Annotated in this window: 21 protein-coding genes; 9 read left to right on the top strand and 12 right to left on the bottom strand. The window is 71.9% G+C overall.

Annotated elements, in window-relative coordinates:
• Window positions 1-358: 358 nt before the first annotated feature.
• Window positions 359-1,597: an ROK family transcriptional regulator gene (locus ABZU53_RS13940; RefSeq protein WP_354857006.1), complete on the bottom strand. Its 1,239-nt coding sequence runs from the start codon at window positions 1,595-1,597 to the stop codon at window positions 359-361.
• Between the two features lie 78 nt (window positions 1,598-1,675).
• Here ABZU53_RS13940 and xylA point away from each other — a divergent pair, with 78 nt between their 5' ends.
• The 3 genes from xylA to ABZU53_RS13955 all read left to right on the top strand — a co-directional run bounded on the left by xylA (window position 1,676) and on the right by ABZU53_RS13955 (window position 5,814).
• Complete coding sequence (gene xylA, locus ABZU53_RS13945; RefSeq protein ID WP_355066082.1) at window positions 1,676-2,863, top strand: xylose isomerase; 1,188 nt, start codon at window positions 1,676-1,678, stop codon at window positions 2,861-2,863.
• 9 nt (window positions 2,864-2,872) lie between these two features.
• Window positions 2,873-4,297, top strand: coding sequence for a xylulokinase (gene xylB, locus ABZU53_RS13950; protein WP_355066084.1), 1,425 nt, complete (start codon window positions 2,873-2,875; stop codon window positions 4,295-4,297).
• Window positions 4,298-4,380: 83 nt separating this feature from the next.
• Window positions 4,381-5,814, top strand: a complete 1,434-nt coding sequence (locus ABZU53_RS13955) for an MFS transporter (RefSeq protein WP_355066086.1) — start codon at window positions 4,381-4,383, stop codon at window positions 5,812-5,814.
• 323 nt (window positions 5,815-6,137) lie between these two features.
• Here ABZU53_RS13955 and ABZU53_RS13960 read toward each other — a convergent pair whose 3' ends face one another.
• From ABZU53_RS13960 to ABZU53_RS13980, 5 genes are all read right to left on the bottom strand, one after another.
• A complete protein-coding gene (locus ABZU53_RS13960; protein ID WP_355066216.1) occupies window positions 6,138-7,808 on the bottom strand; it encodes a glycoside hydrolase family 13 protein in 1,671 nt (556 codons plus the stop codon).
• 95 nt (window positions 7,809-7,903) lie between these two features.
• On the bottom strand, window positions 7,904-8,950 hold the full coding sequence (locus ABZU53_RS13965; protein ID WP_354863137.1) for a LacI family DNA-binding transcriptional regulator: 1,047 nt from the start codon (window positions 8,948-8,950) through the stop codon (window positions 7,904-7,906).
• 67 nt (window positions 8,951-9,017) lie between these two features.
• A complete protein-coding gene (locus tag ABZU53_RS13970) occupies window positions 9,018-9,986 on the bottom strand; it encodes a carbohydrate ABC transporter permease (protein ID WP_354863136.1) in 969 nt (322 codons plus the stop codon).
• Window position 9,987: 1 nt separating this feature from the next.
• The gene (locus ABZU53_RS13975; RefSeq protein WP_355066088.1) at window positions 9,988-11,034 is read right to left on the bottom strand and encodes a sugar ABC transporter permease; all 1,047 of its coding nucleotides are present in this window, start codon (window positions 11,032-11,034) and stop codon (window positions 9,988-9,990) included.
• Between the two features lie 70 nt (window positions 11,035-11,104).
• Window positions 11,105-12,451 (bottom strand): ABC transporter substrate-binding protein, encoded by a 1,347-nt coding sequence (locus ABZU53_RS13980; RefSeq protein ID WP_354860934.1) that lies wholly within the window; start codon window positions 12,449-12,451, stop codon window positions 11,105-11,107.
• 250 nt (window positions 12,452-12,701) lie between these two features.
• Here ABZU53_RS13980 and ABZU53_RS13985 point away from each other — a divergent pair, with 250 nt between their 5' ends.
• Entirely contained in the window at window positions 12,702-13,475 is a 774-nt protein-coding gene (locus ABZU53_RS13985; RefSeq protein ID WP_355066090.1) for a peptidoglycan DD-metalloendopeptidase family protein, read from the top strand.
• 52 nt (window positions 13,476-13,527) lie between these two features.
• On the opposite strand, the gene ABZU53_RS13990 is transcribed toward ABZU53_RS13985, so the two are convergent.
• From ABZU53_RS13990 to ABZU53_RS14010, 5 genes are all read right to left on the bottom strand, one after another.
• The gene (locus tag ABZU53_RS13990) at window positions 13,528-14,022 is read right to left on the bottom strand and encodes a TspO/MBR family protein (protein WP_355066092.1); all 495 of its coding nucleotides are present in this window, start codon (window positions 14,020-14,022) and stop codon (window positions 13,528-13,530) included.
• 151 nt (window positions 14,023-14,173) lie between these two features.
• On the bottom strand, window positions 14,174-14,317 hold the full coding sequence (locus ABZU53_RS13995; RefSeq protein ID WP_165947907.1) for a GPGG-motif small membrane protein: 144 nt from the start codon (window positions 14,315-14,317) through the stop codon (window positions 14,174-14,176).
• Window positions 14,308-15,084 carry a metallophosphoesterase gene (locus ABZU53_RS14000; RefSeq protein WP_354860928.1) on the bottom strand — a complete coding sequence of 259 codons (777 nt, stop codon included), beginning with the start codon at window positions 15,082-15,084 and terminating at the stop codon, window positions 14,308-14,310. The genes ABZU53_RS13995 and ABZU53_RS14000 overlap by 10 nt, the downstream gene beginning before the upstream one ends.
• Window positions 15,085-15,094: 10 nt before the next feature.
• A complete protein-coding gene (locus ABZU53_RS14005; protein WP_354860927.1) occupies window positions 15,095-15,370 on the bottom strand; it encodes a hypothetical protein in 276 nt (91 codons plus the stop codon).
• Window positions 15,367-16,014, bottom strand: coding sequence for a nucleotidyltransferase (locus ABZU53_RS14010; protein ID WP_354860937.1), 648 nt, complete (start codon window positions 16,012-16,014; stop codon window positions 15,367-15,369). Before ABZU53_RS14010 ends, ABZU53_RS14005 begins: the two co-directional genes overlap by 4 nt.
• Window positions 16,015-16,064: 50 nt before the next feature.
• Here ABZU53_RS14010 and ABZU53_RS14015 point away from each other — a divergent pair, with 50 nt between their 5' ends.
• Window positions 16,065-16,913 (top strand): thymidylate kinase, encoded by an 849-nt coding sequence (locus ABZU53_RS14015; RefSeq protein WP_355066094.1) that lies wholly within the window; start codon window positions 16,065-16,067, stop codon window positions 16,911-16,913.
• Here the strand turns inward: ABZU53_RS14015 and ABZU53_RS14020 are convergent.
• Entirely contained in the window at window positions 16,898-17,590 is a 693-nt protein-coding gene (locus ABZU53_RS14020; RefSeq protein ID WP_355066096.1) for an SDR family NAD(P)-dependent oxidoreductase, read from the bottom strand. The genes ABZU53_RS14015 and ABZU53_RS14020 overlap by 16 nt on opposite strands.
• 104 nt (window positions 17,591-17,694) lie before the next feature.
• Here ABZU53_RS14020 and ABZU53_RS14025 point away from each other — a divergent pair, with 104 nt between their 5' ends.
• The 4 genes from ABZU53_RS14025 (at window position 17,695) to ABZU53_RS14040 (ending at window position 22,044) form a co-directional block, all read left to right on the top strand.
• Complete coding sequence (locus ABZU53_RS14025; protein WP_355066097.1) at window positions 17,695-18,711, top strand: NAD-dependent epimerase/dehydratase family protein; 1,017 nt, start codon at window positions 17,695-17,697, stop codon at window positions 18,709-18,711.
• Between the two features lie 75 nt (window positions 18,712-18,786).
• Window positions 18,787-19,701, top strand: a complete 915-nt coding sequence (locus ABZU53_RS14030; RefSeq protein WP_354860921.1) for a MurR/RpiR family transcriptional regulator — start codon at window positions 18,787-18,789, stop codon at window positions 19,699-19,701.
• Window positions 19,698-20,654 (top strand): N-acetylmuramic acid 6-phosphate etherase, encoded by a 957-nt coding sequence (gene murQ, locus ABZU53_RS14035; RefSeq protein WP_355066099.1) that lies wholly within the window; start codon window positions 19,698-19,700, stop codon window positions 20,652-20,654. Before ABZU53_RS14030 ends, murQ begins: the two co-directional genes overlap by 4 nt.
• A gap of 400 nt (window positions 20,655-21,054) precedes the next feature.
• Window positions 21,055-22,044 carry a sigma-70 family RNA polymerase sigma factor gene (locus tag ABZU53_RS14040; RefSeq protein WP_354860919.1) on the top strand — a complete coding sequence of 330 codons (990 nt, stop codon included), beginning with the start codon at window positions 21,055-21,057 and terminating at the stop codon, window positions 22,042-22,044.
• Window positions 22,045-22,069 lie beyond the last annotated feature (25 nt).

Here is a 22,069-nt window from a genome sequence, read left to right on the forward strand (position 1 = left end):
GGACAGCTCGACGTCCGCGACGATCTCCGGGAGCAGCTGGGCTGCCCGGGCGTTGACGAGGGTGACCCGGCCGGTCTCGTCGGTCGTCAGCACGGCCTCGGCGAGCCCGTCGAGCAGCTCGCGGGCCAGTGGCGAGTCGGCCGGCAGCGCACCGCCGCCGCGTTGGCGGGTCGGTGGTCGCGACGCCTGCCAGTCGCCGCCGACCGGACCTGCGATGCCGCCCCGTCGGGTCGTGGTCACCGCCCGACGCTGCCGGGCGTCCGACGACCTGTACGCATGCTGCTCCTGCGCTCCTCGCCTGCCGATAGTTGCTCGACGGCAAGCGTACCGAGCCGCACCGACGCACGCCCGGAGCGCGTCAGCCGGAGCGGTTCAGCCAGCCTGCGGGGCGGGCGACGATCCGCCGTACCACCGAGCCGGCCGCGCCCACGGCGGCGGCCTCCGGACCGAGGGTCGAGGGCCGGACCGTGACCGGTGACCAGGCGGCGGTGAGCACCCGGGCCGCGATCTCGGCGAGCACCGGCGGGCACAGCCAGGGCGCCAGCGGGGCGTACCCGCCGCCGAGCACCACGGTGTCCAGGTCCAGCAGGTTGACCACGCCGGCCACCGCCACCCCGAGTGCCGTACCGGCGTCGTGCAGCGCCCGTAGCGCGTCCGGGTCACCGGCCTCGGCCAGCTCGGCCAGTCGCGCCGTCGCGGTGTCCGCGGGAAGCTCCGCCCGTACCAGCCCGGCGCCGGCCACGATCGCCTCCTGACCGGCGTACTGCTCCAGGCAACCCTGCCCTCCGCAGCGGCACGGACGGCCCTCGGGGTGGACCGGGAGGTGGCCGATCTCGCCGCTCCAGCCGCGTACGCCGCGGAACAGCGCGCCGTCCAGGACGATCCCCGCGCCGATGCCGACCTCGCCGGAGATGTGCAGGAAGCTCGCCGGGCCGGGCGGCCGGGAGTGCAGCTCGCCGAGCGCCGCGAGGTTGGCCTCGTTGTCCACCACCAGGGCCGGGATGCCGGGCACCTGTTCGGTCAGGGGCGGGTGCCTGCTGAGCAGTTCGGGCACCGCGACGTCCCGCCAGCCGAGGTTCGGCGCGAGCCGGACCAGGCCGGCGTCGTCCACCAGGCCGGGTACGGCGAGCGCGGCTCCGGCCAGGGTGAGGCCCTGCCGGGCCGCGTCGGCGCGGGCCTGCCGGGCCAGGTCGACGAGGCGGGCCAGCGCGTCGGCGGGGGCGACCGGGCGCAGGTCGGCCCGGTGCACGGTGCGGTGCCGGACCTGGCCGGCGAGATCGACGACGCACACCGTCAGGTAGTCGACGTTGACCTCCAGGCCGAGCCCGGCCGGGCCCTGGTCGGCCAGGACCAGCCCCCGGGCCGGGCGGCCGGCGCCCGCCCGGGGCGCCGGGTCGGCCTCGCTGACCAGTTGGCCCGCGAGCAGGTCCTCGACCACCGCCGAGACGGTGGCGCGGGTCAGGCCGGTGGCGGTTGCCAGGTCGGCCCGGGACGGGGGACGCTCGGCGGCGGCGATCCGGCCGAGAACCAGGGCGAGGTTGAGCTCGCGGAGGCTGCCCTGACGGGCTGCGCCGGCCGGGGCGTGGGTGGGGCTCACCCCTTGACAGTGCCATAGGGCGGGCAAATAATTCAATCGCTGAACAAATACCTGACACCACCACCCCGGAGGTTGCTCATGGCACCCCGTCCCACCCCCGCCGACAAGTTCTCCTTCGGGCTCTGGACCGTGGGCTGGCAGGCCCGCGACCCGTTCGGCGACGCGACCCGTCCCGAGCTGGACGCCGTCGAGGCGGTGCACCGGCTCGCCGAGCTGGGCGCGTACGGCATCACCTTCCACGACGACGACCTGATCCCGTTCGGGGCCGACGCCGCCACCCGCGACCAGCGCATCGCGCGGTTCCGCAAGGCGCTCGACGAGACCGGCCTCGTGGTGCCGATGGTCACCACCAACCTCTTCACCCACCCGATCTTCAAGGACGGCGGCTTCACCAGCAACGACCGCGACGTCCGCCGGTTCGCGCTGCGCAAGGTGCTGCGCCAGGTCGACCTGGCCGCCGAGCTGGGCGCCATCACCTTCGTGATGTGGGGTGGTCGCGAGGGCTCCGAGTACGACGTCGCCAAGGACGTCCGCGCCGCCCTGGACCGTTACCGCGAGGCGGTGGACCTGCTCACCCAGTACGTCATCGACAAGGGCTACACCATGCGGTTCGCCCTGGAGCCCAAGCCCAACGAGCCGCGCGGCGACATCCTGCTGCCCACCATCGGGCACGCGCTCGGCTTCATCTCCCAGCTGGCCCACCCGGAGATGGTCGGTCTCAACCCGGAGGTCGGCCACGAGCAGATGGCCGGGCTCAACTACGCCCACGGCATCGCCCAGGCGCTCTGGCAGGGCAAGCTGTTCCACCTGGACCTCAACGGCCAGCGCGGCATCAAGTACGACCAGGACCTGGTCTTCGGCCACGGTGACCTGATGAACGCGTTCGCCCTGGTGGACCTTTTGGAGAACGGCAGCCCGAACGGCGGGCCGATTTACGACGGCCCCCGGCACTTCGACTACAAGCCCTCCCGCACCGAGGACATGGACGGTGTCTGGGCCTCCGCGGCGGCCAACATGAGCACCTACCTGCTGCTCAAGGAGCGGGCCGCGGCGTTCCGCGCCGACCCCGAGGTCGTCGAGGCGCTCGCCGCCAGCAAGGTCGACGAGCTGAACACGCCGACGCTCGGCGACGGTGAGGGCTACGAGGAGTTCCTGGCCGACCGGTCCGCGTTCGAGGACGTCGACGTGGACGCGGTGGCCGCGCGGGGCTTCGCCTTCGTCCAGCTCAACCAGCTCGCCGTCGAGCACCTGCTCGGCGCTCGCTGAGGCCCCGCCATGCCGTTGGTCGCGGGCGTTGACTCGTCCACCCAGTCCTGCAAGGTGGTCATCCGGGACGCGGAGACCGGCGCCCTGCTCCGGCAGGGCCGGGCACCGCACCCGGACGGCACCGAGGTCGACCCGGAAGCCTGGTGGCAGGCGCTGCGCAGCGCCGCCGACGAGGCCGGCGGGCTGGCCGACGTCGCGGCGGTCTCCGTCGCCGGCCAGCAGCACGGCATGGTCTGCCTCGACGAGGCGGGCCGGGTGGTGCGCCCGGCCCTGCTGTGGAACGACACCCGCTCCGCCGACGCCGCCGCCGACCTCATCGAGGAGGCCGGCGGCGGCTCGGAAGGGCGGCGGTTCTGGGCCGAGGCCACCGGCAGCGTGCCGGTGGCGAGCTTCACCATCACCAAGCTGCGCTGGCTGGCCCGGCACGAGCCGGATCTGGCCGCACGGGTGGCGGCCGTCTGCCTGCCGCACGACTGGCTGACCTGGCGGCTGGCCGGTGCGCCGGGGCTGGCGGGGCTGCGGACCGACCGGGGTGACGCCAGCGGCACCGGCTACTGGTCCCCGTCCACCGGTTCCTACCGTCCGGACCTGCTGGAACGGGCCTTCGGTCGGCAGCTCGTGGTGCCCGAGGTGCTGGGCCCGGCCGAGTCGGCCGGCACGCTGGCCGACGAGCTGGGTGGGGGCGGCGCGCTGCTCGGCGCGGGCACCGGCGACAACGCCGCCGCCGCGTTCGGCGTCGGCGCCGGTCCCGGTGACGTGGTCGTCTCGATCGGCACCTCCGGCACGGTGTTCAGCGTGGCCGACGTGCCGGCCGCCGACGAGAGCGGCGCGGTGGCCGGCTTCGCCGACGCGTCGGGCCGCTTCCTGCCGCTGGTCTGCACGCTCAACGCCGCCCGGGTGCTGGACGCCGCCGCCACGATGCTGGGCGTCGACCTGGACGAGCTGGCCGAGCTGGCGCTCTCCGCGCCGGCCGGCGCGGACGGGCTGGTCATGGTGCCCTACCTGGAGGGTGAGCGGACGCCCAACCGTCCGCTGGCCACCGGCGCGGTGCACGGGCTGACCCTGCGCACGTCGACCCCCGCGCACCTGGCCCGGGCCGCCGTGGAGGGCATGCTCTGCGCGCTCGCCGACGGCCTGGACGCGCTTACCGCGCAGGGCGCCACCGTCCGCCGGGTCATCCTCGTCGGCGGCGGGGCACGCTCGGCCGCGGTCCGCCGGATCGCACCGCAGGTCTTCGGCTGCCCGGTGGTCGTTCCGCCCGCCGGGGAGTACGTCGCCGACGGCGCCGCCCGCCAGGCCGCCTGGGTCGCCCTCGGCGGTCCGACCCCGCCGCAGTGGGAGGTCAAGGGCACCGAGGAGTACGCGGCGGAGCCCGTCCCCGCCGTCCGTGACCAGTACGCCGCCGCCCGCGGGTTGGTCCTCGACCGCCGCTGACCGTCGGAGTCGACGCGGGTGGGAGCCGACCGGCACCCACCCGCGTCGCGACTTGCGTACCGGAGTCTGGTTGGCTGCCCGTCATGAGCGTGACCAGTGGCGGGCCCGGCCAGCGCCGGAGTGGCCGGGGCGGCGGCCGGGCGCACCGGCTGTACAGCGTCGTGGTGTTCGTGCTGCTCGCCTCGCTCGACAACGTGGCGATCGGGCTCGTCCCACCGCTCTACAAGCCGATCGCCGGCGCGTTCGACGTGTCGGGGCGGCTGCTCGGGCTGGTCACCGCCGTCAGCTTTCTGGTCAGCGCGGTGGCCGCGGTCGGCTGGGCGTACGTCGGGGACCGGAGCAACCGCAAACCGCTGCTCATGGTGGGCACACTGCTCTGGGCGGCGGGCACCGGCGGCAGCGCGCTCGCCGGCGGGTACCTCACGTTCCTGGCCGCCCAGCTCGTCGCGGCGGTCGGTCTCGGTGCGGTCGGCTCGGTGGGCTTCTCGGTGGTCACCGACCTGATCTCGCCGACCCGGCGCGGGCTGGTGATGAGCTTCTGGGGGCTCTCCCAGGGCGTCGGCACGCTCGCCGGCACGCTGTTCGGCGGGCTGCTCGGCGCGGCCGACTGGCGGCGGCCGTTCCTGCTGCTGACCGGGGTGGGCCTGGCCGCCACCCTGGCGTACCTGTTCACCTACGACGTCCGGCGCGGCCAGAGCGAACCGGAGCTGGCCGACGCATTGGACGCCGGCGCGGACTACGACTACCGGATCAGTCGGGCCGACGTGCCGAGGATCCTGGCCCGGCGTACCAACCGGTGGCTGATCCTGCAGGGCCTGACCGCGCAGGCGGCGTTCGGCTCGCTGGTCTGGCTGCCGGTGCTGTTCGCCGAACGGGCCGAGGCCCAGGGCTACTCGGAGTCGACCGCGGTGGTGGTGGGCAGCGTCTTCGCCACGCTGTTCCAGCTCGGTGGGGTGCTCTCCATCGTGGGTGGGCTGGTCGGCGACGCGGTGCAGCGGCGTACCCCTGGCGGTCGGGCCCTGGTCGCGGCGGTCGGCATCCTCGCCGCGCTGCCGTTCTACCTGGTGCTGTTCTTCGTGCCGGTGACCATCGACGTGCCCGACGGCGGCAGCGCCGGCGCGGTGGTCGGCGCGGTGCTGTCCAGCGTGGTCACCGAGCCGTCGGTCGGACTCAGCCTGCTCACCGCCGTGGTGGCGCTCGCGTTGACCTCGGCGAACTCGCCGAACTGGTTCGCGCTGATCGCCGACGTGAACCCGCCGGAGCACCGGGGGACCGTCTACAGCCTCGGCAACCTGGTCAACGGGGTGGGCCGGTCGGCCGGCAACGGGCTGGTCGGGGTCGCCTTCCAGGGTCTTCGCGCGGCCTTCCCGCCACCGCTGAACTTCGCCGTCGGGCTGGCCGCGTTCCAGCTCTTCTTCATTCCCACCGGCATTATGTACTGGCTCGCCTCGCGTACCTCACCGGCGGACATCGACAACGTGCACGACCTGCTGCACACCCGAGCCGACCGCCTCTGACGGGCCCTCGCACCGTACCCGCGCCGGCTCGTTGGCTGGTTGTTCCGGAGCGGCCTGGACCTCCTTCTCATCACCCGATCATCGGGCGGCCGCCAGGTCCGCGTAGTGCCAGCGCCGCCTTTGCTCTGCTTCAACCCACGCAACACATAAGGGCACCGACTGTCGCCTCGGTTGAAGCAGAGCAAAGGACGTGATGCGCAGCGGTCCCCGTCCCCGACCCCCCCACCGGCCCGGCGCTGGAAAGCGGTGGGGCGGTGGGGCGGACTCCATTCAAACGGCAGCGGAGCAGGCCGCGGCGGCGGGAGAGGGCTCGACCGGACCGGTCAGCCGCGGAGCCAGACCGTGACGTCGGTCGGGACCGCGCCCTCGTCCAGCGGTGCGCTGGCGGCGAGCACCTCGGCGCCGGCCGGAACCGGCACCGGAGTGTCGCCGAAGTTGGTCAGCACCGTCAGCTCGCCGTTGCGGAAGGTCAGCACCTCGTCGTTGGAGGACAGCCACTCCAGCGTGCCCCGGCCCAGGCCGTGGGCACGGCGCAGACGCAGCGCCGTGCGGTACAGCTCGTACGTCGAGCCGGGCACGTCGCGCTGCCGGTCCAGCGCGTACTCCGCCCAGGACGGGGGTTGCGGCAGCCAGCTGGCATCGGTGGGCCCGAAGCCGTACGACGGGGCGTCGGCCTCCCACGGGATCGGCACCCGGCAGCCGTCGCGGCCCCGCTGGGTGTGCCCGCTGCGGGCCCAGGTCGGGTCCTGCCGGGCCTCGTCGGGCATCGTGGTGTGCTCGGGCAGGCCCAGCTCCTCGCCCTGGTAGAGGTACGCCGAGCCGGGCAGGGCGAGCATCAGCAGGGTGGCCGCCCGGGCCCGGCGCAGGCCGAGCGCGGCTTCCGGCTGCGGGTCGCCGATGCCGATGCCGTTGGGCCGGCCGCCGCCGATCGCCAGGCCGAGCCGGGAGGCGTGGCGTACGACGTCGTGGTTGGACAGCACCCAGGTCGTCGGCGCGCCCACCGAGTCGGTCGCCTCCAGGGAGCGGGTGATCACCGCGTACTGGGCCGGCGCGGTCCAGGCGGCGAGCAGGTACTCGAAGTTGAACGCCTGGTGCATCTCGTCCGGGCGGACGTAGCGGGCCAGCCGCTCGGCCGGCTCCACCCACGCCTCCGCGACCAGCACCCGCTCGCCGGGGTAGCTGTCCAGGACCCGCCGCCACTGCCGGTAGATCTCGTGCACGCCCTCCTGGTCCCACATCGGCGGGCGCGGCTTGTCGATCTCGTTGCCGGAGAGGATCTCCTGGGGCTCCTGCCAGTCGGCCAGGTCGGCCTGCTTGACGAGGCCGTGCGCCACGTCGACGCGGAAGCCGTCCACACCGCGGTCCAGCCAGAACCGCAGCACGTCCAGGAACTCCTCGTGCACCTCCGGGTTGTCCCAGTTGAGGTCGGGCTGGCCGGTGTCGAACAGGTGCAGGTACCACTGGCCGGGTCGGCCGTCCGGGTCGACCGTCCGGGTCCAGGCCGGACCGCCGAAGACGCTCTGCCAGTCGTTCGGCGGCTGGTCGCCGGCCGGGCCGAGGCCGTCGCGGAAGATGTACCGGGACCGCTCCGGGCTGCCCGGCGCGGCGGCCAGCGCGGCCTGGAACCAGCGGTGCGCCGACGAGGTGTGGTTCGGCACCAGGTCGACGATCACCCGCAGGCCGCGGGAGCGGGCCTCGGCGATCAGCTTGTCCGCGTCGGCGAGGGTGCCGAACAGCGGGTCGACGTCCCGGTAGTCGGCCACGTCGTAGCCCGCGTCGGCCTGCGGGGACGGATAGAACGGGGAGAGCCACACCGCGTCCACGCCCAGCTCGACCAGGTGGTCGAGGCGGGCGGTGATGCCCGGCAGGTCACCGATGCCGTCACCGTCGGAGTCGGCGAACGAGCGTGGGTAGATCTGGTAGATGGCGGCCTCGGTCCACCAGCCGGTGATCGGGTGACCGGAGGAGGTCTGCTGCGTCGGATCGGTGTTCAGGGTTGTCTCCCGTGTCGCGCGGTGGGTGGACTGCCGGCGGTGCTGCTGCCGGCCGCGTCGCCGCCAGCCGCCGGCCGGCGGCGGATGGTTGGGGTTCAGTGTGCCCGCGGCGGCGCGGTGGACTCTCGGACCACCAGCCGAGTGGGCAGGATCACCGATGTGTCGCCGCCGGCGGTTCGTTGACCGACGATCGGGCTCAGGTTGCGGGCCCCGAGCGGGTCGAGCAGCATCCGGGCGGCCAGCCGGCCCTGTTCGGCGGCCGGCTGGGCGATGGTGCTGAGCCCGAGCACGCCGGCGAGGTCGTGGTCGTCGATGCCGACCACGCTGACGTCCTGCGGTACGCGCAGCCCGGCGTCGCGCAGCGCGGTCATCGCGCCCATCGCCATCTCGTCGCAGGCGGCGACGATAGCGGTCGGCGGAACACCGCGGGCCAGCAGTTCGGCGGCGGCCCGGTTGCCGCCGTCGATGGTGAACGACGACTCGACGTCCAGGCTCGGATCGGGTCGCAGGCCGGCGGCCCGCAGCTCCGCCTGGTAGCCCCGGCGCCGGTCGAGGTGGGTGGTGAAGGCCAGCTCGTCGTCGGGGTCTCCGGAGATGTGCGCGATCCGCCGGTGGCCGAGGTCGAGCAGGTGGCGGGTGGCCATCCGCGCGGCGGCCACGTCGTCGATCCGTACGCACGGCCAGTTGGGCACCCTGCTCCCCGAGCTGATGGTCACGCCGGGCAGGTCCAGGGCGGCCAGCGCGGTCAGGTCCGCCGGGCGCAGCGGCGTGGCGACCAGCATCATGGCGTCGACCCGCTTGTGCAGGTTGGCGGTGCGCAGCACCCGCTGGCGGATCTGCTCCCGACCGCCCAGGTTGTAGAGCAGCAGGTCGTAGCCGGAGTGGTGCAGATACTCCTCGACCGCCTCGACGACCGTGCTGAAGAACCAGCGGGTGATCCGGGGTACGACCACCGCCACCGTGCCGGTGCGGCCACCGGCGAGCCGGGACGCGCTCGGCGAGACCGCGTAGTCGAGCTGCTCGGCGGCCGCGAGGACTCTGCGTCGGGTGGCGGCCGAGACCGTCGGCAGCCCGCGCAGGGCCCGCGAGACGGTTGCCGTGGAGACCCCGGCCAACCGGGCGACATCATCAATCTTCGTCATGCTTCCCCCGCTCGGTACCCGTCGCCCGCCGCCGCCCTCAGGGGCCAGGCGGCGGCGGGCAAGCGGGTCAGCCCTTGACGCTGCCGGCGAGCAGACCTCGCACGAAGAAGCGCTGCAGGGACAGGAATACGACGAGCGGTACAACGATCGAGACGAACGCGCCCGCGGTCAGCCGCTGCCACTCGTTGCCCCGGGTGCCGGCCATCTCGGCCAGCCGAACCGTGAGCGGGGCGGTCTCGTTGCCGCCACCGGCGAAGATCAGCGCGACCAGCAGGTCGTTCCAGACCCAGAGGAACTGGAAGATGCCGAACGCGGCCAGCGCCGGGGTGATCAGCGGCAGCACGATGGTGCGGAAGATCTTCGGGTGGGTGGCCCCGTCGACCCGGGCCGCCTCCATCAGGTCGCCGGGGAGCTGCGAGATGAAGTTGTGCAGCAGGAAGACCGCGAACGGAAGCGCGAAACAGGTGTGTGCGAACCACACCTGGGCGAACTTCTGCTCGTCGACCAGGTCCCATGCCGGCATCAGGGTGACGCCGCCGAGGGTGACGCCGGTGGAGAAGAACTTCAGCAGCGGCACCAGGGCCATCTGCAGCGGGACGATCTGCAACGCGAAGATCGCGATGTAGAGCCAGTCCCGCCCGCGGAAGTTGATCCACGCCAGCGCGTACGCGGCCAGGGCCGCGAAGGCGAGCGGGAAGAGCACCGACGGGATGGTGATCGCCAGCGAGTTGATGAAGTAGCTGGCGAGCTGCCCGGACGACGCCGACCGCCCGAAGAGGACCTGCTGGTAGTTCTCCAGGGTGAACTGCGGATTGGTGAAGGCCGTCCACCAGCCGGTGGTCTTGATCTCGTCCTCCGGACGGAGGGAGGAGACGAACAGGCCGAAGGTCGGGATGGTCCAGACCACCGCGATGACGATCGAGACGAGCGTGGCCGTACGGCTGTTGAGTCGCCGACGTACCCGCCCGGCGGCGGTGGACGCGGTGCCGTCGGTCTTCTGGACGCCGGCGGCGACGGTGGGCGTTGCGGTCGTCATCTCAGCCCTCCCGCTGTTGACGGAGGTTGCGGATCTGGTAGATCACGACCGGGATGACCAGGATGAAGAGGAAGACCGCGAGCGCGGAGCCCTGCCCGTTCTGGCCGTACCGGAACGCCTGGTTGTACATCTCGCTGGCGATGACGCTGGTGTCGTAGTTGCCGTTGGTCGAGGTCCGGACGATGTCGAAGACCTTGAGCGTGGCGATCGTGAGCGTCACCGCCACCACGATCAGGGCCGGCCGGATGCTCGGCATGGTGATCTGCCAGAACATCTGCCAGGGGCTGACCCCGTCGAGCCGGGCGGCCTCCACGATGTCGCCGGGGATCGCCTTGATCGCGGCGGAGAGCACCACCATGGCGAAGCCGGCCTGGATCCAGACCATGATGACGATCAGCAGCAGCGTGTTCAGGGGTGATTCCAGCAGCCACTGCTTGGGCTCGCCGCCGAGGCTGGTGACGATCTGGTTGAGCAGACCGATCTGGTCGCCCTCGCCGCGGTAGGCGTAGACGAACTTCCAGATGATGCTGGCGCCGACGAAGGAGATCGCCATCGGCAGGAAGATCAGCGACTTGGCCACGGCCTCGAACCGGGCCTTGTCCACCAGGACGGCGTAGATCAGGCCGAACGCGGTCGCCACCAGCGGGACCAGAACCACCCAGACCAGGGTGTTGATCAGGACCCGGAGCATCGAGTCGTCGGAGAACATCCAGCCGTAGTTGCGCAGCCCCACCCAGCTGGTGCTGCTCCCGTCCATCAGGGAGAGCAGCACGGTGCGAATGGCCGGCACGACCAGGCCGATGGTGAGGAGCAGCAGCGTGGGCAGCAGGAAGAAGAGCGCGAAGATCCCCTCCCGTTGCCGGGGGCGGCGGGGAAGTGGAGCTCCACTCACCGAGGCGGCCACGAGCTGCGCCTCCCGTCGCCGGGCAAACCAGGCCGGGACGACGTCGAGCAGCAGGAGCAGACCGCCCACCACCACCACGAAGGCGACCAGCCCGTACATCAGCATGAGGAGCTTCGGCTGCTCATCGGCGAAGTCGAACTCCATCAACCCTCCCTTCCGGGTCCGGTTCGGCCGGTGGCCCGGCCCGCGACCGCGGGCCGGGCCACCGCCGGGATCACTTGGGCCAGCTGCTCTCGATGCCCTGGAGCACCGGGGCGGTCGCCTTGCCGTTCAGCCAGTCGACCATGCCCTTCCAGAACGTTCCCGCGCCGACGGCGGCCGGCATCAGGTCGGATCCGTCGAAGCGGAAGACGCCGGTCTTGTCCTGCAGGATCTGGACGGAGAGCTTGTCGATCGGGCTGGCGACGTTGGCGATGTCGAGCTTGTTGTTCGCCGTGACCCAGTTGCCGAGCTTCGCGCGGCTGTTGACGTACTCGGCGGAGGCCAGGTAGGTCTGCACCGCCTGCACCTCGGGACGGTCGGCGTAGGCGACGACGAACTCGCCCGCGCCCAGCACCGGCTTGCCCTTGGCCGCGTCGATGGCCGGGAAGTAGAAGGCGAACGCGTCGCCGTCCTCGGCCACCTTGGTGCCCTCGGGGAACTGGTTGGCGTAGAAGGACGCCTGTCGGTGCATCGCGCACTTGCCGGTGGTCACCGGCAGGCCCGCCTCCTGGAAGGCGGTGGTGGTGATGCTCTTGACGCCGCCGAAGCCGCCGTTCATGTACTTCTCGTTCTTGAGGATCGTGCCGGCGCGGTCCACCGCGTCGACGACCCGCGGGTCGTTGAACGGGATCGCGTGGGTGGTCCACTGGTCGTAGACCTCGGCGCCCGCCGTACGCAGGAGGACGTCCTCGATCCAGTCGGTGGCCGGCCAGCCGGTGGCGTCACCGGACTCGACGCCCGCGCACCACGGCTTCATGCCACTGGCGGCGATCTTGTCGCTCAGGGCGATGAGCTGCTCCCAGGTGGTCGGGACCTCCCAGCCCTTCTCCTTGAACGTCTTCGGCGAGTACCACACGAAGGACTTGACGTTCGCGCCGAGCGGCACGCCGTAGAGCGTTCCGTTGACGGTGCCGTACTTCAGCCAGTCGGCCGGCATGTTCTGCTCGGCCAGGGCCTTGGTGTCGGCGCCGAGGGACTTCAGCTTGCCGGCGTCCGCGAACCGCTTCACGAGGCCCGGCTGGGGCACGAAGGCGATGTCGGGCGCGTTGCCGCCGTCGACCCGCACGGGGAGCTGGGCCTCGAACTCGCCGCTGCCCTCGTACGCGATCTCGATGCCGGTGCAGTCGGTGAACTGCGACCACGACCGCTCGAGCAGGTCGGCCTCGGCGTCACGGATGGACGCGTAGATGGAGACCTTCTTGCCGTCGTGGCCCTGGTACTTCTCGTATGGGGCGCACTCCGCGGAGCCCGCCTTGTCGCTCTTCTTGTCGTCACCGGTACCGCAAGCGGTGGCGCTGAGCGCCAGCCCGAGCACACCGGCGATCACGAAGGCCTGGCGTGGTCTGGTAAAGACCGCCATGCCGTCCTCCTTCCTAGCCGGCGTGGTCTCCGCTGGTGACCCTCGCCGGTCCGATTGGGCGTGCACACATGTAAGCGCTTGCATCCGGTCTGGTCCACCCCCTGTCAGACACGAGCGAGTAACAATCCCGAAACCTCGTGTCCGGCGGCTGGGCGCGCTCCCAGTCGTGGATCCCGGCTCTTTCGAAGAGTGGCGATATCTGTCAGGCTGAGGCCACTTCATCGAAGGTTTTGAACATAGGGGGAGCTGGATGCGTAAGCGGTGGATCAGCCTGCTGGTGACGGGCCTGCTCGTCGGGGGAGTCCTCGCACCGGCGAGCCCGGCGCTGGCCGCGCCGACCTTCAAGGTGCCGTTCCCGTGCGGCCAGTCCTGGTCGGGGCAGACCCGGTCGGACCACAGCCCGGCGTACGCGGTCGACTTCAACCGCACCGACGACCTCGGCGACCCGGTGGTGGCCAGCGCCCCCGGCACTGTCGACCGGGTCACCGACCTCGGCGGCACCAGTTACGGCAAGTACGTGCGGATCGACCACGGTGGCGGCTACACGACCTATTACGCCCACCTCAACGGCTTCAACGTCTCGGTGGGGCAGACCGTCGGCTACGGCAAGGTGCTCGGCTGGGTGGGCAGCACCGGCGGGTCCACCGGCCCCCACCTGCACTACGAACAGCGCCTCAACGGCAACGACATCCAGGTCAGGTTCAACGGCACCCTCGGCCTGTACTGGGGTAGCAAGACCTACACCAGCGACAACGGGTGCAGCTCGGGCGCCGGCAACGCCACGGTCGACACCAGTGGCACGCCGCTGACCGTCCGCTCCGGCCCGGGCACGGGGTACGCCTCGGTGGGCACCGTCGCCGACGGCACCCGGGTGACCATCGCCTGCCAGACCAGCGGCACCACGGTCACCGGCACGTACGGCACCAGCTCGATCTGGGACCGCATCGGCAGCGGCCGCTTCATCGCCGACGCGTACGTCTACACCGGTTACGACGGCTACATCCCGAACGTGCCCCGCTGCTGACGGGGCCTGGGTCCTCCGGCGGGGCCGCTTCCCGCCGGAGGACCGGCGCCGGTCAGGTGTTCAGTCGCCAGATCGACAGGTTGAGCGCGGCGGCGAACGTGACCCACGCCCAGTACGGCAGCAGCAGCGCGGTCGCGACCCGGGACACCCGGGCGAAGAGCGCCACGGTGAGGCCGATCGCCAGCCACATCACCACGATCTCGGCGAACGCCAGCCCGTACCGCCCCGCGCCGAAGAACAGTGGCGTCCAGATGGCGTTCAGGACGAGTTGGGCGGTCCACGCCCAGAGCGCGGGGGAGAAGCCGACCCGACGCCACACCAGCCAGCCGGCCAGGGCGATCAGCGCGTAGAGCACGGTCCAGACCGGGCCGAAGAGCCAGGAGGGCGGCGCCCAGCCCGGCTGGCGCAGGCTCGCGTACTCGTCGGCGGTGCCCTGCACGCCCAGCCCGCCGATCGCGGCCGCGACGAAGACCGCCGCCGCGAAGCCGGCGAGCGCCCAGCGCGACCGTCGGCCGGAGGCGGGCCGTGCCTCGCGAGATGTCTCCATGGTCGAGATATTGCCGCTGAACGTCGGGTGAAACCCACAAAAAAGCGCCGGGGCCGCTGCGGCCGGGGCTTCTGTCGGGAGGACGAAGCTCCGGTCGCGGCGACCCCGACGGGTCCCGGTGTTGTGATGAGTTGTCAGAAGGTGCGAACGGTCAATTGAAGATGCTGACACCACCCGGGCCGACCAACAGCCCGACGACGATGAGGACGACGCCCCACAGGATCTGCCGGCGGAACAGCGCGAGGATGCCGGCGACCACGAGTACGACTGCGAGAATCCAGAGAATCAGCTCCATGACCTCTGACTACCCGACCCTCCGATCGGGGAAACCTGGTCGGTGTCGAGTTGATCCCCGACATGGAAGACGCTGTACGCCTGCTTGATCACCGGGTGCGCCACGTTGCGGACGCGTACCCCTCCCGGGGTGGTGCCGCGCTCGGTGCCGGCGTGCGCGTGCCCGTGCAGGGCCAGCGCCGTGGGCGCCGAGTCGATCGCCTGCCCGAGCTGGTACGACCCCAGGAACGGGTAGATCTCCAGCGGCTCGCCGGCCAACGTGTCCGGAACTGGCGAGTAGTGGGTCAGCGCGACCAGCATGTCGCAGTCCAGCGAGCGCAGGGCCTTACCGAGGCGGTCCGCGCTCTCGTTGGTGGTCCGGACGAACGCCTTCATCTCCGGCTCGCCGAAGTCGCTCGCGCACCGGCCGGCGAAACCCCCGCCGAAGCCCTTGACGCCGGCGATGCCGAGCCGGCCGCCCGCGCAGTCCAGCACCACGCCGTCGCCCTCCAGCACGGTGATGCCCGCGTCCTCGAGCACCTTCACGACCTGCGGCACCTGGTCACACTGGTGGTCATGGTTGCCCAGCACGGTCACCACCGGCACGGCCAACCCGCCGAACTCCTGCGCCACGCAGCGCGCCTCAGCCTCGGTGCCGTGCCGGGTCAGGTCGCCGGCCAGCAGCAGCACGTCGGAGCACTCCGGCAGCTCCTCAAGCGCCGGGCGGAACCGGCCGACCACGTCCTCGTCCAGATGCACGTCGCCCACGGCGGCGATCCGGATCACCATGAAACCTCCCTCAGGGCAGTTGCTCGATCTCCGTGGGCGCCTGGGCGCGGATCACACCGATGTCGCTGGTGATCGGCACGTCGGGGAAGCGCTCCGACACCCGGCGCAGGATCTCCTCCCGCCGGTGCGGGCTCTCCACCTCGCCGTAGAGCACGAGGGCGCGTTCCCGCCGGACCACGGTGATCCCCTGTTCGGCGACTGCGGGATCCTCGGAGAGCAGCCGGTGGATCTCCGCCTCGACGTACTCGTCCGGCGGCCCCGCGCCACTGTCGCGATCGTGCGTCACGGTGTCTCCTCTCCTGGTTGGGTGCCGGTGTCCGGCACCACCTCCAGCCGATCCAGCAGCACCAGGAACGCCTCGGCGTACGGCGAGTGCTGCGTCTCCTTGCGTACCCGTTCCCAGTCGATCTGCTCCCGCAGCGACCGGGCCAGTGGCAGGCCGCGGGCGAAGTCGCAGTAGTGCTGGGAGAAGCTCAGCAGCTTGTGCACCATCAGCTGGGTGGCGGAGAGGACCGGCATGTGGATGGCGTCCACCGGCCGCACGACCGTGTCGGCGAACGTCTCCTCGGTCACCGGCGTCTCGATCGGCCGGTGGATCAGATCCACCATCCGCCCGTCGTCGAAGACCTTGACCAGCCAGTCCTCCGGCGGCCGCTCGGCGCGGAAGCCCGCAGCCACGAGCGCCTCCAGGGACCGCTCGACGTCGGCCTCGCGGATCAGGAAGTCGACGTCGTGGTCGCTTGAGTGGCCGCCGTGGGCGTAGACGGCGAAGCTGCCGCCCAGGGCGAACGGGATCTCGGACTGCTTGAGCACGGCGGCGACCTTCTTGAGGGTGTGCACCAGACTCTCGTCCCCGCGCTCAGCCATCTGGATCTCCCGTCGGTCGTGTTGGTGGACAGGCGGTTGGATTCGAACTCCCGTACCCGGCATTCCGGTCGCCCACACCTGGTGTCGTCGCGGTCGGGTGCCAACGGTGACAAATGGCAACAAACGTCACGGGGCGCAAGCACGGGTCGGATAACCTGTCGAGGGTGGCCAGATCATCGGGGACGCGACGCGGCCGAGCCCGATTGCGCACCGTCGCACTGATCGGCATCGACGGCTCGGGCAAGACCACGCAGGCACACCGGCTGGCCGACGCGCTGACCGCCGCCGGCCGCCCCGCGACGTACCGCCGCAACGCCAGCGGGCGTCGCTGGCTCGGCCGGCTCGCGCACCGGCTCGGCCTGCCGGACGCGCAACGACTCGTCGGGCGCGACGGCGTCCTGGCGGTGGAGTCCGTGCTTCGCTGGCTCGCCATCGCCGCGGCCCTGCTCAGCTGCCTGCTCACCGGCCGGACGGCGGTGATGGACCGCTACTCGGCCTGCCAGTACGCCAGCATCCGCGCGCACGGCGGGCACCGCTGGGAGCGTCTGGCCCGGGCCGGCTACCGGCTGTTCCCGACGCCCCAGGTGACCTTCCTGCTCGCCGTGGACCCGGCGGTGGCGTACCAGCGCATCGAGGAGCGCGGCACCGACCACGAGTCGATGGGCTGGCTCACCGCGGCGGACACCGCCTACCGGACCCTGCCCGAGTACCCGAGCTTCGTCCTCGTCGACGCGGGCCGCTCGGCCGAGGAGGTGACCGAGCAGATCCAGGCGCACCTGTCGACCTGGCTGCGGTCGGACGTCCGCCCCGACCCCACCCGGCCATCGGCGGAGGGGTCAGCGCCCCCCGAGGTGCCGCAGCCGACGCCCCCGCCCGCCCCGACACCCCCGCCCGCCGCGTCGGCGCAGGAGCGGGCCGGGCGCGGCGACATCGCGTCCCTGCTCGTTCAGGCGCGTCCGTAGACCGGAACGCTGGCCCCGGTGGTCGGCGCGGAGTCCGTCGCGGCCAGGAAGCGGATCACCGGCGCGATCTCGGCCGGCGTGACCCAGCGGGAGTGGTCGGCGTCGGGCTGCGCGGCCCGGTTCGCCGGGGTGTCGATGACGCTGGGCAGCACGGTGTTGCAGCGCACGTTGCGGGAGCGGTATTCGACCGCGACCGCGTTGGCGAAGGCCAGCACCGCCGCCTTGGCCGTGACGTAGCCGGCCGCGCCGGCGAACGGGGTGAGGGCCGCCCGGGCCGACACGCACACCACCGCGCCGCCGCCGGCCGCGACCAGGTGCGGCAGCGCGGCCTGGGTGACCAAATACGTGGGTCGCAGGTTGACGGTGAGCATCCGCTCGAACTCCTCGACCGGTGTCTCGTGCACCAGGCCGCCGCTCGCGTACCCGCCGACGAGGTTGACCACCGCCCGCAGCGGCGCCGCGGGGTCGCCGACGGCGGCGTCGACGACGCGGGCCGCGCCCGCCGGGTCGGTCAGGTCCGCGACGACCCGGACCAGCCCGTCCGCCGCCGGCTCCGACCCGGGCCGGGCTGCCCGCTGCGGTACGACCACCCGCCAGCCCGCGTCGACGAACGAGGCGACGACCGCCCCGCCGAGCCCACCCGTGCCTCCGGTCACCACCACGCTGCGCTCCGCCATGCGCCACACGCTAGCGTCCACCGCGCCGACCCATCGGGCGACCGGCGCTCTGCCGACAGCAGAGTGGTTGGCATGATCGGCCACCGGCGGCGCAGGATCGGCGGATGCGGATCCTGATTCTCGGTGGCACGCGGTTCCTCGGCCGGGCGGTGGCCCGGCTCGCCGTCGCGCAGGGCCACGACGTGACCTGCGCGGCCCGGGGCGTGTCCGGTGTCGTGCCGACCGGTGCGCGGTTCGTGCCGGTCGACCGCGACGACCCCGCGGCGCTGGTGTCGCTCGCCGGCGACGGCTTCGACGCGGTGGTGGACGTGACCCGCCAGGTCAGCCACGCCCGGCACGCGCTCGCCGCGCTGGCCGACCACGTCGGTCACTGGTCGTTCGTGTCCACGATCTCGGTGTACGCGGACAACACCACCCCGGGTCAGACCGCGGCGCACGCCCCGCTGCTGTCGCCTGCCCCGCCGGACGTGGACGCTCCGGTCGGTCCGGACCACCGCTGGTACGGCGAGTGCAAGGTCAGCATCGAGCGGCTGGTTCGCGAACTGATGGGTGCGCAGCGGTCGTTCATCTGCCGGGCGGGGCTGATCGTCGGCGCGGAGGACCCGAGCGACCGCTTCCCGTACTGGGTGCGACGGCTGGCGAACGGCGGGGAGGTTCTCGCGCCCGGACGGCCGACCGACCGGGTGCAGTTCGTGGACGTCGCCGACCTGGCCGGCTGGCTGCTGCACGCCGCCGACGCCCGCCTCGCTGGCACGTACGACGGCACCGGCCCGGCGATGTCCCGCGCCGATCTGCTGACCGGCGTGGCGGCCGGTCTGGGTGTCGCCGACCCGCACCTCACCTGGGTCGATCAGGACTTCCTGGTGGCGCGCGACGTCCGCGAATGGTCGGGGGAGCGGGCGTTGCCGCTCTGGGTGCGACTGCCGGAGGGGGCTGGCCTGATGGACCGGGATGCCCGGCCGGCGCTGGACGCGGGTCTGACGATCCGTCCGTTGTCCGACACCGTTCGGGCGACCGTGTCCTGGATGACAGCGCGGCCCGACGCCGTACGGCAGGGTGGACTCGACCCGGCGGATGAGGCGGCGATCCTGGGAGAGTGGCAGGCTGTGCGGAACGCGTGATCCGGGTCGTCGACACTTTTCCCACCACATACGGTCATGGTTGACGCTCACGCCTCGTGAAAGTAAGTTTCATCCGTGGCGAAGAGTCCGAAGATTTCTGCGAGTCACGAGCCTGGTGGGCTGATCGTCCACATCAGCGGGCTGTTGCCGTCGCTGTCGCCCGCCGAGCAGCGGGTCGCCCGCCTGGTCGTGTCCGACCCGGCCGCCGCCGCCCGGCGGACCATCACCGACCTCGCCACCGCAGCGGAGACGTCGGAGGCGACAGTCATCCGGTTCTGCCGATCGGTCGGCATGGACGGCTATCCACAGCTGCGCATCCGGCTGGCCGCCGAGGCCGCCCGCCGCATCGAGCCGCCGGACGCCCGGGTCGTCGGCGGTGACATCCCGCCCGGCGCCGACCTCGCCCAGATCATCGCCACCATCGCGTTCAACGACGCCCGAGCCGTCGAGGAGACCGCCGAGCAGCTCGACCCGGCCGTCTGCGAGCAGGTGGTCGAGGCGATCGCGAGCGCGGGCCGGATCGACATCTACGGCGCCGGCGCCAGCGGGTTCGTCGCCTCCGACTTCCAGCAGAAGCTGCACCGCATCGGCCGGATCGCCTTCTACTTCCCGGACGTGCACACCGCGTTGACCTCGGCCGCCCTGCTCGGCCGCGGTGACGTCGCGATCGGCATCTCGCACACCGGCACCACCTCCGACGTCATCGAGGTGCTGGAGCAGGCCCGGACGCGGGGCGCGGCCACCGTGGCGCTGACCAACTTCCCGCGCTCGCCGATCACCGAGGTCGCCGACTTCGTGCTGACGACCGCGGCCCGCGAGACCACCTACCGCTCCGGAGCGACGGCCAGCCGGCTCGCCCAGCTCACCGTCGTCGACTGCCTCTTCGTCGGGGTGGCCGCCCGCAACCGGTCCCGGGCCCGCAAGGCCCTGGAGGCGACCGCCGAGGCGGTCCAGTCGCACCGGGTGGGTGCCAGTCGGAGACGGGCATGACGCCCGGTTCGGTGGAGCCGGACGAGGACATGTCAGCACCGCCCGCCCGCCCGAGCGTCCGGGTGGGCGCACCCACCGAACGACGCAACCCCCTCAGCGCGGACCTCGACCTGATGTCGACCCGGGACGTGCTCACCGTGATCAACGAAGCCGACCGGCGGGTGCCGGCGGCGGTCGCCGCGGTGCTCGACGAGATCGCCACCACCGTCGACCTGGCGGTGGCGGCGTTGCGCGGCGGGCACCGGGTGCACTACTTCGGGGCCGGCACGTCCGGCCGGCTGGGCGTCCTCGACGCGGCCGAACTGGCTCCCACCTTCAACTCGCCCCGGCACTGGTTCTGTGCCCACCTGGCCGGCGGCCCGGACGCCATGTGGCGGGCCGTGGAGGACGCCGAGGACGACGACCGGAACGGGGCGGACGAGGCCGCCGGATGTGTGCGCGCCGGTGACCTGGTGGTCGGTCTGGCGGCCAGCGGACGCACCCCGTACGTCCTCGGGGCGCTCGCCGCGTCCCGCGCCGCAGGCGCCTCGACGGTGCTGCTGTGCGCCAATCCGGAGGCGGAGGCCGCCCGGTCGGTCGACGTGTTCATCGGGGTGGACACCGGACCCGAGGTGGTCACCGGGTCGACCCGGATGAAGGCGGGCACCGCGCAGAAACTGGTGCTGAACACGTTCTCGACCGCCGTCATGGTGCGCCTGGGTCGGGTCTACTCGAACCTCATGATCGATATGGTGGCCACCAACGCGAAGCTCCGGGGACGAATGATCTCGATCCTGGTGGAGGCGACCGGCTGCTCGGAGGAGGTCTCCCGACGCGCCCTCAGCGCGGCCGACGGCGACCTGAAGACGGCGCTGGTCTCGCTGGTCTCCGGAGCCGAGGTGGCCGCCGCCCGAGCCGCCCTGGAGCGCTCCGCCGACCAGGTCCGCGGGGCTCTAGCCCTGCTCGCCTCCTAGCCCGCACCGCCCGGGAAGCGAACGGGGCTCCGGATTGTTCACCGGGGCGGGGGGTAATAACACCCCCGTGGATGAACCGACCGCCCCATTGCTGCGTATCTGGCAGTGACCAGGATCGCAGCACGGAGGTGACCCGGGTCGCTGTGCCGGCGCGGGCGGCGGTGTTGCCATGGTGCGGGCGATCAGCGATTCGTCGACCCGCCAACCCGTCCGAGGCGCCCAGCGGCGAGCCACCCGACGGGTGCTGACAGCAAACATGGACCGTGCTCTCAGCAACTACTCAGGCATTCGTGACACTTTCGACTCACGACATGGAATCCCCGACACGTCTCATCTGTTGTGTAGGTGTCAGCGACGGCGGGCACAGCAGAAGTTACCAGGGGCTGACCGGACGTGGGGAATGGCAAGGAACCGGGCAACCGGCGCGAGCGAGGGGACCGTGGGCAACGTGGACAAGAAAATCGGCATGCGCACCGACGAGGTTGCCGAGGAGCGCGACCTGGTCGGCGTCTACCTGCACGAGATCTCCCGGACGCCACTGCTGGACGCCGCCAAGGAGGTCGATCTCTCCAAGGCGATCGAGGCTGGCCTCTACGCGGAGCACCTGCTCGGCGAAGACGCAGTTCCCGACGGTGTCGACCGGGCCGACCTGGAGCGGCTGGTCGTCGAGGGTGAGCGCGCGAAGGACCTCTTCATCCGCGCCAACCTGCGACTGGTCGTGTCGATCGCGCGTCGTTACGTGCGCTCGGGCATGCCCATGCTGGATCTGATCCAGGAGGGCAACACCGGCCTCGTCCGGGCGGTCGAGAAGTTCGACTACGAGCGTGGCTACAAGTTCTCCACCTACGCCACGTGGTGGATCCGCCAGGCCATCAGCCGGGCGATCGCTCAGCAGGAGCGCACCGTCCGTCTGCCGGTGCACCTGGTGGAGGACGTCAACCGGATGCGCAACGTCATCCGGCAGCTCACCCGTGAACTGGGCAGCGACCCCGAGCCGGAGCAGATCGCCGCATCGCTCGGTGTCACCGTCGAGCGGGTCAACGAGTTGCGCCGCTGGTCGCAGGACACCGTCTCGCTGGACACCCCGGTGGGCGACGACGGCGACACGAACCTCGGCGACCTGGTCGCCGACAGCGACGCGCCGTCGCCGGAGGACATCGTCCTCAGCGGCCTGGAGCGGCAGCGCATCGAGGGGCTGCTCAACCACCTCGACGACCGGTCGGCCGGCATCATGCGGGCCCGCTACGGGCTGGAGGACGGCCGCGAGCACTCGCTGACCGAGGTCGCGTCCCGCTTCTCGCTGTCCCGCGAGCGGATCCGGCAGCTGGAGATCCAGGCCCTCGGCCGGCTCCGCGAGCTGGCCCGGGCGGAGGGGCTGCAGGCAGCCTGACCTGGTAGTAATGACGGCGAACGGC

Origin of the sequence: Micromonospora sp. NPDC005194, assembly GCF_040608335.1 — a bacterium.
Classification (GTDB): Bacteria; Actinomycetota; Actinomycetes; order Mycobacteriales; family Micromonosporaceae; genus Micromonospora.